The organism is Mesorhizobium sp. Root695, from assembly GCF_001428185.1.
Classification (GTDB): Bacteria; Pseudomonadota; Alphaproteobacteria; order Rhizobiales; family Rhizobiaceae; genus Mesorhizobium.
The window spans coordinates 133,221-144,482 of sequence record NZ_LMHO01000034.1; the positions used below are offsets into that span (position 1 = coordinate 133,221).

Annotated in this window: 10 protein-coding genes; 2 read left to right on the plus strand and 8 right to left on the minus strand. The window is 64.0% G+C overall.

Annotated features, from left to right (window positions below; genetic code table 11):
• Positions 1-38: 38 nt before the first annotated feature.
• The 4 genes from ASD99_RS24100 to ASD99_RS24115 form a co-directional block, all read right to left on the minus strand.
• Positions 39-1,070, minus strand: coding sequence for a BMP family protein (locus tag ASD99_RS24100; RefSeq protein WP_056585968.1), 1,032 nt, complete (start codon positions 1,068-1,070; stop codon positions 39-41).
• A gap of 153 nt (positions 1,071-1,223) precedes the next feature.
• On the minus strand, positions 1,224-2,429 hold the full coding sequence (gene pcaF / locus ASD99_RS24105) for a 3-oxoadipyl-CoA thiolase (protein ID WP_057145243.1): 1,206 nt from the start codon (positions 2,427-2,429) through the stop codon (positions 1,224-1,226).
• 1 nt (position 2,430) lies between these two features.
• The gene (locus ASD99_RS24110; RefSeq protein ID WP_056585962.1) at positions 2,431-3,228 is read right to left on the minus strand and encodes a CoA-transferase subunit beta; all 798 of its coding nucleotides are present in this window, start codon (positions 3,226-3,228) and stop codon (positions 2,431-2,433) included.
• Positions 3,225-4,082, minus strand: a complete 858-nt coding sequence (locus tag ASD99_RS24115) for a CoA transferase subunit A (protein ID WP_057145141.1) — start codon at positions 4,080-4,082, stop codon at positions 3,225-3,227. Before ASD99_RS24115 ends, ASD99_RS24110 begins: the two co-directional genes overlap by 4 nt.
• Before the next feature lie 121 nt (positions 4,083-4,203).
• Between ASD99_RS24115 and ASD99_RS24120 the strand changes: the two genes are divergently transcribed.
• Positions 4,204-4,974 (plus strand): IclR family transcriptional regulator C-terminal domain-containing protein, encoded by a 771-nt coding sequence (locus tag ASD99_RS24120; protein ID WP_057145244.1) that lies wholly within the window; start codon positions 4,204-4,206, stop codon positions 4,972-4,974.
• Between the two features lie 13 nt (positions 4,975-4,987).
• Here the strand turns inward: ASD99_RS24120 and ASD99_RS24125 are convergent, their stop codons facing one another.
• From ASD99_RS24125 to ASD99_RS24140, 4 genes are read right to left on the minus strand one after another with little or no spacing between them, the layout of a single operon-like run.
• Complete coding sequence (locus ASD99_RS24125) at positions 4,988-6,289, minus strand: NAD(P)/FAD-dependent oxidoreductase (protein WP_057145142.1); 1,302 nt, start codon at positions 6,287-6,289, stop codon at positions 4,988-4,990.
• A gap of 2 nt (positions 6,290-6,291) precedes the next feature.
• Positions 6,292-7,668 (minus strand): glutamine synthetase family protein, encoded by a 1,377-nt coding sequence (locus ASD99_RS24130; RefSeq protein ID WP_057145245.1) that lies wholly within the window; start codon positions 7,666-7,668, stop codon positions 6,292-6,294.
• A 5-nt stretch (positions 7,669-7,673) separates the two neighbouring features.
• Positions 7,674-8,957: a nucleotide disphospho-sugar-binding domain-containing protein gene (locus ASD99_RS24135; RefSeq protein WP_057145143.1), complete on the minus strand. Its 1,284-nt coding sequence runs from the start codon at positions 8,955-8,957 to the stop codon at positions 7,674-7,676.
• A gap of 10 nt (positions 8,958-8,967) precedes the next feature.
• On the minus strand, positions 8,968-9,906 hold the full coding sequence (locus ASD99_RS24140) for a GntR family transcriptional regulator (RefSeq protein ID WP_056586809.1): 939 nt from the start codon (positions 9,904-9,906) through the stop codon (positions 8,968-8,970).
• Positions 9,907-10,146: 240 nt separating this feature from the next.
• Between ASD99_RS24140 and ASD99_RS24145 the strand changes: the two genes are divergently transcribed.
• A complete protein-coding gene (locus ASD99_RS24145; protein ID WP_057145246.1) occupies positions 10,147-11,211 on the plus strand; it encodes a spermidine/putrescine ABC transporter substrate-binding protein in 1,065 nt (354 codons plus the stop codon).
• Positions 11,212-11,262: the final 51 nt, after the last annotated feature.

An 11,262-nucleotide genomic window follows, 5' to 3' on the forward strand; every position in this document is an offset into this window, starting at 1 on the left:
ACCGGCTGCTCACCCCCACACGAGGGAGGGTGAAGAACTCAATCCGAAACCGGCGTGTTCTCGTCCACGTCGACGCGGAAATTGCCTTCCAGAATCTCGGCCTTCTTCTTTTCGACCAGCTCCTTGACGTCCGCGGGCAGCGTCTTGTCGAACTTGTGGTAGGGCGCCAGATGCGAGCCGCCCTTGGCCATGCGCGAGAAGTCGCCATAATCCTGCGCGGTGAAGACGCCGGCCTTGACCAGCTTGATCGCCTGCTCGACCGTCGGATACATATCCCAGACCGGCCCGGTGATCACCGTGTCGGGGCCGAGGCTCGACTGGTCGGACATGTTGGAGATGGCGAGGATCTTCTTGTCCACCGCCGCTTCGATGACGCCGAAGCGCTCGGCGTAGATGACGTCGACACCGGCGTCGATCTGCGCGACCGCCGCTTCCTTGGCCTTTGGCGGATCGAAGAAGGAACCGATGAAGGCGACCTTCTTCTTGATGTTGGGGTTGACCTCCTTGGCGCCGGCGAAGAAGGCGTTGACCAGCCGGTTGACCTCCGGGATGCCCATCGCCGCGACGGCACCAATCGTGCCCGACTTCGACATCTTGCCGGCGATCATGCCCGAGAGATAGGCCGGCTCGTGGATCCAGTTGTCGAAGACGCCGAAATTCGGTTCCGCCGGGCCGGCGCCGGAGCCGAACAGGAAGGCGGTCTTCGGGAATTGCTTGGCGGTGCGGCGCGATTCACGTTCGGCGGCGAAGGCATCGCCCAACACCAGCTGGTAGCCGCCTTGCGCATATTCGCGCATGACGCGGCTGAAATCGGCCGTCTGCACCTTCTCGGACCATTTGTATTCGATGCCGAGTTCCTTCTCGGCCTTTTGCAAGGCGACGTGGATCTGGTTGTCCCACGGCTCCTCGATCGGCGTGGCGAAGATCGCCGCCACCTTCAGCTTCTTGTCCTTGCCGAAGGCGGCGCCCGGCAGCATGGCTGCGGCAAGGCCAAGTGCGCCCAGCTCCAGCACATTGCGTCGCGAAAGGCCTTCGCGCTTTATCTGGAATCCGTTCTTGCGATTTTCCATTGCATTCCCCTCTGTTCGACAGCCGTGTCGAGCCGGCTGTTCGTGAAAATTTCAGACGGGGAACTATGGAACGACGATAGACTTTTGTCCACATGGTCAAATTTAACCGCGCACCGGATTCTTGATCTTAGCCGGTCAGGCGAGGGCCGCCGATCATACCCGTTCGAGCGCGAGCGCGATGCCCTGGCCGACGCCGATGCACATGGTTGCCAGGCCGTAGCGGCCGCCGCGTTCACGCAGCTCCAACGCCGCGGTGCCGGATATGCGGGCGCCCGACATGCCCAACGGATGGCCGAGTGCAATGGCGCCGCCATTCGGGTTGACGTGTTCCGCGTCCTCGGCAATGCCGAGCTGGCGCAGCACGGCGATGCCTTGCGAGGCAAAGGCTTCGTTGAGCTCGATGACATCGAACTGTTTTGGCGTCAGGCCGAGCCGCGCGCACAGTTTTTGCGTCGCTGGCGCCGGGCCGATGCCCATGATGCGCGGCGCGACACCGGCGGCGGCACCGCCGAGGATGCGGGCGATCGGCGTCAGACCGTATTTCTTGACCGCCGCCTCGGAAGCAACGATCAACGCCGCCGCCCCATCATTGACGCCGGACGCATTGCCGGCCGTCACCGTGCCGCCTTGCCGGAACGGCGTTGGCAGCTTGGCCAACGCCTCGACTGTTGTGCCAGCGCGCGGATGCTCGTCCTTGGAGACGACAACCGCATCGCCCTTGCGCTGCGGGATGGTCACCTCTGTGATTTCCTTCGCTAGCCTTCCATTGGCCTGTGCCGCGACAGCCTTGTCCTGGCTGCGCACGGCAAAGGCGTCCTGGTCCGCGCGGGAGATGGCGAACTCTTCCGCCACGTTCTCGCCGGTCTCCGGCATCGAATCGACGCCATACTGCTTCTTCATCAGCGGGTTGACGAAACGCCAGCCGATGGTGGTGTCGTAAATCTCGGCATTGCGCGAGAACGCCGTGTCGGCCTTGGGCATGACGAAGGGCGCCCGGCTCATCGATTCCACACCGCCCACGATCAACAGCTCCGCTTCGCCGGCCTTGATGGCCCTAGCTGCGATGGTCAGCGCGTCCATGCCGGAACCGCACAGGCGATTGACGGTCGAGCCCGGGATCTCCTTGGGCAGCCCTGCCAGCAGCAGCGCCATGCGTGCCACGTTGCGGTTGTCCTCGCCAGCCTGGTTGGCGCAGCCATAGACGACATCGTCGACAGCCTGCCAGTCGATGCCGGGATTGCGTTCGACCAATGCCCTTAGGGGTATCGCGCCGAGATCGTCGGCGCGCACGGAAGAGAGCGAACCGCCGAAGCGGCCGATCGGCGTGCGGATGTAATCGCAGATAAAGGCCTCGGCCATGTCATGCAGCCTTTGCTTTTCCGGTTCCCTCATGCGCCGCCTTGGTGCGGGCCTGCAGGTCGCGCAATGTCTTGAGTTCGAGTTCGCTTGGCGCCGGCGTTTCGTCAAGCGCCTCGGCGAACTTAACGATCCAGCCACAGCTCTCCTGTACCTGCTGGCGGGTGACGCCAGGATGCAGCGACACGACGGTGAATTCCTTGCTCACCGGATCCGGCTTCCAGATGGCAAGGTCGGTGATCAGCAGCGTCGGGCCTGCCGTGTCGATGCCAAGGCGCTTGCGATGGTCGCCCCCCTCGCCATGGCCGAAGGAGGTGAAGAAGTCGATCTTTTCGACCATGCCGCGTTTGGTCTGCGCCATGGTGATGTAGATCTCCTTCGACGAAGTCGCGATCTCCGGCGCGCCGCCGCCGCCAGGCAGTCTGGTCTTGGGATGGAAATAGTCGCCAATGACGGTGGTGTTGATGTTGCCGAACTTGTCGAGCTGCGCCGCACCAAGGAAGCCGATCGAGATGCGACCGCCCTGCAGCCAGTAGCGGAACATCTCCGGCACCGCGACGGTGGTGATAGCGGTCTCGCACAATTCGCCATCGCCGATCGACAGCGGCAGCACGTCGGGCGCGGTGCCGATCGTGCCGCTCTCGTAGATCAAGGTGATGTCAGGCGCATGCGTCAGCCGCGCCACATTGCAGGCCGCGGATGGCGCGCCGATGCCGACAAAGCAGACATCGTCATTCCGCAGCGCGCGGCTGGCGGCGATGGTCATCATCTCGTTGGGAGTAAAGTCCTGATTGTCGCTCATGCCGCTTTCCTCAGATGCTCTACACGGGCCTCGAAATCGTCGGCGCTCTTCTCGATGACGTTGGCCTGCATCCAGGCCTGGAATTTCTCGCGGTCGGCGGCGATGTCGTCCCATTCCAGATAGGCGGCATTGTCACGCGCGTAGTAGCCATGCGCATAGGACGGATGCGAACCGCCGGGCACGACGGATATCGCCGCGATCGTCCAGCGCGGCAGCACGGTCAAATTGGGGTGCAGATCGTCGAAATTGTCGACCACTTCCTCGATCGTCACCACCGCGCGTTTGGCCGCCAGCACGGCTTCCTTCTGGATGCCGATGATGCCTTCGACCAGCACATTGCCTTTTCTGTCGGCCTTCTGCGCATGGATGAAGGTGACATCAGGCCTGATCGAAGGAACAGCCGCCAGCACCTCGCCGGTGAACGGACAGATGACAGACTTGATGTTCGGATTGACCACCGCAAGCCCAGCGCCACGATAGCCGCGAAACACCGCGCAGGGCAGACCGGCCGCGCCTGCCTCATAGGCGTTGGCCATGCCGGCATGGCTGTGCTCCTCGATCTCGATCGACCGGGGAAAGCCGTTCTCGATGGCATCACGGGCGCGCCGCAGCAGGCCGACGCCGGGATTGCCGACATAGGAGAAGACGATCTTCTTCGCCATGCCCATGCCGATCATCTGGTCGTAGATCAGGTCCGGAGTCATGCGGATCAATGTCAGGTCGCGAAACCCCTGGCGGATCGCCTCATGCGCCGCCGCCGTCGGGATGAGATGGGTAAAGCCCTCGAAGGCAACGCTGTCGCCATTGTTCAGGTTCTCCGCAACGGCCTGTTTGAGCGGCAGGAACTTGACCATCGCATCGGCTCCGGATTCGATAAAGTTCGTATTGCGAACATGTGTTTCGCATGCGATACTTTCTACGCTGAGCGAGAGCGTGCAGTCAATCCTGACGCCGATGCCGTTCCGTGGAGACAAGATGGACGAAGAGGCCCCCTCTCGTGATCACGTCGGCTCGCTGGAGCGCGGCCTTGCCGTCATGGAGATCCTGGCCCGGCACCCCTCGGGGATGACGCTGACCGAAATGGCCGAGGCGGCGGGCCTGACCCGCGCCGGCGCCCGCCGTTTTCTGCTGACGCTTGTCGCCACCGGCTATGCGACACAGGCTGGTCGCGTGTTTTCGCTGTCGCCACGCCTGCTGACGGTCGCCCGCACCTGGCTCGGTGGCGCCTCGCTATGGACCTTCGCCGCCCCCATCATGCGCGCGGTGGCAACGCAACTGAACGAGGCCTGCTCGGCAGCGATCCTGTCTGGCGAGGATGTCGTCTATGTCGCCCGTATTCCCGGCCGCCGCATCCTCAGCGTGTCGCTCGATGTCGGCACCAGGCTGCCGGCCTATTGCACCTCGATGGGGCGTATCCTGCTTGCCGGCCTGGCGCCTCAGGAATTGGACGCATTCCTCGGCCAGGCGACCTTCGAGAGGCGGACGCCGAAGACGATCACCGACATCAGACTGCTGGCCGGTGCCATCGGCAAGGCGAAGGCCGACGGCTTTGCCATCGTCGACGAGGAACTGGAACTCGGCCTGCGCTCGATCGCCGTGCCGATCCGCGACCGGGCAGAACGCACGGTCGCGGCGATCAACGTCTCGACCCAGTCCGCCCGCTTCTCCGTCGCGGAGATGGAGCGGGAAATCCTGCCCGCGCTGCTTGGCGCCAGGCAGCGCATCGAGGATTTCTTCGTCGTCTAACCACCCTTCGTCATCAATGCTTGATGCGGTCGCGCATCGCGTACCAAAGCATGCCGAGCACATAGAGCGGGCCGCGCAGCGCCGTGCCGCCCGGGAACGGCATCGGAGTCAGCGTCGAGAACAGGTCGAGCCGCGTGGCGTCACCCGTGATCGCTTCGGCCAGGAGCTTGCCAGACAGCGTCGACAGGATGACGCCCTTGCCGGAATAGCCATGCGCGAAATAGACCTCGCCATAGTGCCCGACATGCGGCAGCCGCGACGTCGTCACCGACACCAGCCCGCCCCAGACATGATCGATACGGCAGCCCTGCAGCTGCGGAAAGGTGGCTTCCATGTGCGGCCGCACGAAGCCGGCAATGTCGGCCGGCGGTGACGGCGTGTAGCGCTCGCCGCCGCCGAACAGCAGCCGCCCATCCGCCGACATGCGGTAATAGTTGACGACGAAGCGGGTGTCGGACACCGCGACATTGGCCGGAATGACGTTGCGTTTGCCCTCGAGCGGCTCGGTGGCGACGATGTAGTTGCCGACCGGCATGATGCGGCTGTTGACGCGCGGTTCCAGCCCGTTGAGCAACGCATCGCCCGCCAGCACGACATGCTTGGCCCGGACCGAACCTTTGGCCGTCGAGACCCGGATCGAAGGCTCGCGCTCCAGCCGCACGGCGACCGAATTCTCATGGATAGTGACGCCGGCAGCAGCCGCGGCGCCGGCGAGGCCGAGCGTGTAGTTGAGCGGGTGCATGTGGCCGCCGAGCGGCTCATACATCGCCCCATGATAGGGCGTGTCGACCTTGCCGCGGGCTTCCGCTGCCGACAGGATTTCGGCATGCGGGAACTTCATCACCGCGGCCAGGCACTCGGCCTCTTCCTCGAGGTCTCTGAGGTCGGAGCCGTTGACCGCGCCGACCAGATGGCCGGTCAGCCTGAGATCGCAATCGATGGCGTGGCGCTCGATGATGTCGAGCACCAGCCCGCGTGCCTCGAAGGCGAGGTCGAACAGCGCCTTTGCCCGCTCGGGTCCATAGAGCTTGACCAGTCCCTTGGCGCCCTTGCGCAGGCCGGGAATCATCTGGCCGCCATTGCGGCCCGAAGCACCCCAGCCGATCTTGCCACCTTCGAGCAGCACCACCTTCAACCCACGCTCTGCAGCGTGAAGGGCGGCGGACAACCCCGTGCAGCCGCCTCCGACCACCACCAGATCGGCTTCGACATCGCCGACGAGCGACGGATGGTCCGGCGCCGGATTGGCGGTGGCGACATAATAGGATTTGCCGATGTCGAGGCCCGAATTGAAACCCGTAGAACTGGAAGCCATGATCACACCTTCAGCAGCAGGTGGTCGCGTTCCCAGCTCGTCACCACACCCTGGAACAGGTCGAGTTCGACGCTCTTGACGCGCAGATAGGTCTGGAAGAAATCCTCGCCGAGCAGTTCCCGCACCGGGTCGCAAGCCTCGAAGCGATCGAGCGCCTCCTCCATGGTTTTCGGCAGCGTGCTCTTGATCTTGTAGGCGTTGCCCGAGGCTTCCGGCGACCGAGCCAGCCTCTGTTCGACGCCGAGATAGCCGGCGAGAAGCGAGCCGGCGATCGCCAGGTAGGGATTGGAATCAGCACCCGGAAGCCGGTTCTCCACCCGCCGAGCGGCGCGGCCACCGGCCGGCACGCGCAGGCCGCAGGAACGGTTGTCGTGCGACCACTCGATGTTGGCCGGCGCACTGTGGTTCGGCCTTATGCGGCGGAACGAGTTCACGTTCGGCGCAAACAGCGGCATTATTTCGGGGACATACTTTTGCAGGCCGCCGATGAAATGGCCAAACATCTCGGTGTCGGCATCGTCGCTGCCGGCAAACAACGTCTTGCCCGCCTCGTCGATGACCGACATGTGCAGATGCATCGAGCTTCCCGCCTGGGCGGCGATCGGTTTGGCCATGAAGGTGGCATGCATGCCGCTTTGCTGCGCGGCCTGGCGCGTCAGCCGCTTGAACAGCAGCACCTTGTCGGCCAGCGGCAGCGCGTCGCCATGCAGGAAATTGATCTCCAGCTGCGCCGTGCCCGATTCGTGGATCAGCGTGTCGAGCGGCAATCCGGCCGCCGCCGCGTAGTCATAGATGCGGCGGATCACCGGCTCGAATTCCTCGAGCGCGGCCATGTCATAGGGATGCTGCACGGTCTCGGCTCGGCCATTGGCGCCGACCGGCGCGCTCAGCGGCTGGTCCGGATCGGGATTGGGCGCGGTCAGATAGAACTCCACCTCGGGCGCCACCACCGCTCGCCAGCCGCGCTTGGCGTAGAGATCGAGCACGGCGCGCAGGACATGGCGCGGCGAGGCCATCCATGGCCGGTCGTCCATATGGAAGGCATCGGCAAAGACATAGGCCTTGTCAGCAGCAGCGCCAGGCGCCAGGCAGAGCGCCGAAACGTCGGGCACCATGCGCATGTCCGGGTCCGAATAGGCAAAACCCTCGTCGACCGAGCCGGAATAACGGCCGTCGATACTGACCAGGAAAGCGCTGCTCGGCAGATAGAGCGCGCGGTCTTCCAGCGCCTTGATGAACTTGGCCGTCGGCAAGGCCTTGCCGCGCAGCACGCCGTTCATGTCGGGCACCAGGCACTCGACCTCGTTGATGCCGTGCTGGGCCAACCAGGCTTTGGGATCGTCGGAGAGCGAGGTGTTCGTCGTGATTTTGTCAGGCATTTCGTTCATGTCCGTATCAGAGAGAGTATGGCTTGCGCGGCCACATCCGTTCCGGGTTTCAGCGCCATTTGGATTGCATTGTCCCTGAGGCGGGCGCGCATGGCTTCGTCGGCCAGCAGGCCGAGAATGGCTTTCTCCAATACTCCTTCGGTCCAGGCGTCACGGCCGATATGGTCACCGACGCCGGTCTCCACGGCGCGGCGCGCATTGTCGTGTCCATCCCAGCAATACGGCATGATCAGCGACGGCACGCCGAAGCGCAGCGCTTCACAAAAGCTGTTGTTGCCGCCGTGATGGATGAACAGGTCGGATTTCGCCACCACCGAAGGCTGCGGAAACCATGCGTCGAGGTAGACGTTGTCGGGCACCGCGCGGTAGGCGTCGCGCAGGCCGCCGGCGTTGACGATGAACCGCGCCGGAAGCCTGTCGAACACCGCCAGCATCCGCTCGATCAGGCCGACATCCATGGCGCCCAGGCTGCCGAAGCTGACATAGACCAGCGGCCCGCCATTGCGCGGAAAAACAGGCACCTCGAACGGCCCTTCCGAACGCACGCAGCCTTCGAGATAGACGAAGCGGTCCGGGTCGAGCGGTTCGGCGCGCTTGCGGCGCACGATCGAAGGCGTCAGCAGCAGATTAAGGTCGGGTGACGTCTCCAGGAACAGGCCCTTCAGCAGCGGCGCCAGGCCGGCATCCATCCGAAAGCGGTTGAAGCGGTCATGCGCCGGTGCCGAGGCCGTGAGATAGCGGGCCTCGAACGCGGCGCGTTGCGGGTCATCCACGCCAAGGCCCGACAGATAGGGCGGCACCTGCGCGTCCGGCAGCTCGGTCTCGGCGCAGGAGACGACGCGCACCCAAGGGCAGCCGGCGGCGGCGATCGCCGGGAACATGATGACATTGTCGAGCACCACCGCGTCCGGCTTCAGCCGAGCCAGCAATTGGCGCAGCGGCGCCTCGGCGTTGACGGCTGTGTCGACGATCGCTTGCCAGGTCGGCGCGACATAGGTCTCCAGCTGGTCGATCGGGCTCAGCCTGAAATGCGGCAGGTGGCGGCGCACGAAAGCTTGCCAGTAGCTCTGGCGTTCGCTGTCGCTCAGTGGCTCGTCGGTCGGCAGCTGGTATTCCTGGAAACCATAGTCGGCAAAGACGCCGGAGAAGCCGGCATGGCAGATGAAGACGGGCCGAGCTCCCTTGGCACGCAATGCCTGCGCGATGCCGACGCAATTCAACGCCGCGCCGAAACTGGCTTCGGGGAACAGCGCGATGGTCGGGCTGGCTTTGCGCGTCAATTAATCCTCGTCAATCCGGCCGGCTGATCATGCCGAACAGGGCGGGCGCCCCGCGACTGGCCGCTTGCGGTCGCTGGTTGCGGGAGAGCCGCAGGTGGATGCGCAGCAGATCGGCAGCCACCTCATACTGCCGGCTTTCGAGATGGTCGAGTATATTCAAGTGTTCGCGCAGCGATTGCCGCAGCCGGAAGACGTTGACGCCGGCATAGATGCCGGGCAATCGGCGTAGCCTGAGGTGATCGGCCAGCGCGTCGGCTACGAAGCGGTTGGCGCAGCCCTCGGCGAGCATGCCGTGAAAATCAATGTCCAGCCTTTGGAACTCGCGGGTGTCGAATGCGGCGTCAGGCAGCGCCACCAGCGCTTCCATACCCTGGCGCAACGTCGCCGCCCGTGCGCCGCCCAGCCGGAAGCCCGGCGTCAGGATGGCCGCGGGCTCCAGCAGCAAGCGGAACTCATAGCTGTCGCCTTGCGCCTCCGGATCGTCGGGCGTGCGCCGAAACAACCAGGACTGGCCAGGCGCACGGTCCAGCAGATTCTCCTCGGTCAGTTTATTGAGCGCTTTTAGTACCGTCTTGCGCTCAGCACTGTAGCGCCGCATCAGCCCCGCGACGGTCACCGTCTGGTCCAGCCGCCGGGCAGATCGATCACGCAGGATCGCCTCGGCCAGCTCGTCCTCCTCGGTAGCGGGCAATTCAGTGGCGATCGAAGCCTGCGCCGTGAGGTCGATCGCCAGGTGATACCCGGAATCCGCCTCCCAGCGTACGACGCCCCGCTCCGCGAGCAGGCCGAGTGCCGCCCGTACCGGCGTGCGAGAAACATTGCACAGCGAGGCGATCTGCTGCTCAGGCAAGCGTGCACCGGGCTCAAAACCGCGCTGCCGCGCCACGTCCAGGATGCGCTGCGCCAGATCGAGATGGTTGGTGCGGGGTCGTCGGGGTGCGGCTTGCATGACTGGTCTCGTGGAAAACGACATGACCGCATTGATTTGACCGATCGCCAGCACGGACGCAATCGGCCAGATTCCACGGTCGCTTGACAAATTATGGATTGACGTACTTTTTTCTGCAATAGTACTGTCAGGACAATCGGCGACAAAAAGACCGAGGGAACAGGATCGAGGCAGCGACACGGGTCGCAAGCGTTGGTCCGGCGAATGAAATTCGACGATCAACCGGAATGGGAGTCTGTCATGACCGCTACCAGCCTGCGGCGCCGTGCGCTGAAAACATCTTCGATCGCACTTGGCCTGGCCTTGGCACTGTCCGCGCCGGCGCTGGCTGCCGATCTCGTCATTTCCAACTGGGACGGCTACATGGCATCAGACGCCATGGCCGCCTTCAAGACCGCGACCGGCGTTTCGGGCGAAGTGGTGGTGCACGCCACCAATGAAGAGATCATGGGCAAGCTGATCGCCGCCGGCGGCAAGGGCTATGACGTGGTCTTTGTTTCCTCGCCCTTCGCCGAGGTGCTGAACAAGCTCGGCCTGACCGAGCCGATCGACCACGCCACGATCCCGAACCTCGCCAATCTCTATCCCGAGGCGACCAAGCTGCCGCACGATGTCGGCAATGCCTTCTCCGTGCCCTACACCTGGGGCACGACAGGTCTTTGCTACCGCTCGGACCTGGTCAAGGTGGCACCGACCAGCTGGAGCGACCTGCTTGCTCCTTCCGACGAATTGAAGGGCAAGACCACCATGCTGGCGACCGACCGCTGGCTGCTGGCCGCCGGCCAGCTCGACAAGGGCTATTCGGTCAACGAAACCGACCCAGCCAAGATGGCCGAGGTCAAGGACCTGCTGATCTCGGCCAAGAAAACCCTGCTCGCCTATGACGACACCACCTTCTATTCCAAGCTGGTGTCCGGTGAGGCGCTGATGGTGCAGGCATGGGACGGCTGGTGCAATTACGGCATCGCCGAAAAGCCCGAGATCAAGTACGTCATTCCCAAGGAAGGCTCCGACCTGTGGGTCGACACGATGGTCGTGATGAAGGCCTCCGCCAACAAGGACGCCGCCTTCCAGTTCATCAACTTCATGCTCGACGCCAAGAACCACGCCTGGGCAGCGCAGAACATCGACTACAAGGTGCCGAACAAGCCGGCCATGGAAAGCCTGCCGGCCGACTTCCTGGCAAAATTCCCCAACATGGCGATGCCGGTGGCCGATCTCGTCAAATTCGAACAGCTGCGCGACGTCGGTGATGCCCAGCGCGACTATTCGAAGATCGTCAGCGAGATCAAGGCCGCGCAGTAGGCGGCGTCAACCTGAGATCACGGCCGGCGGCGCTTCTGCCGCCGGCCTTGA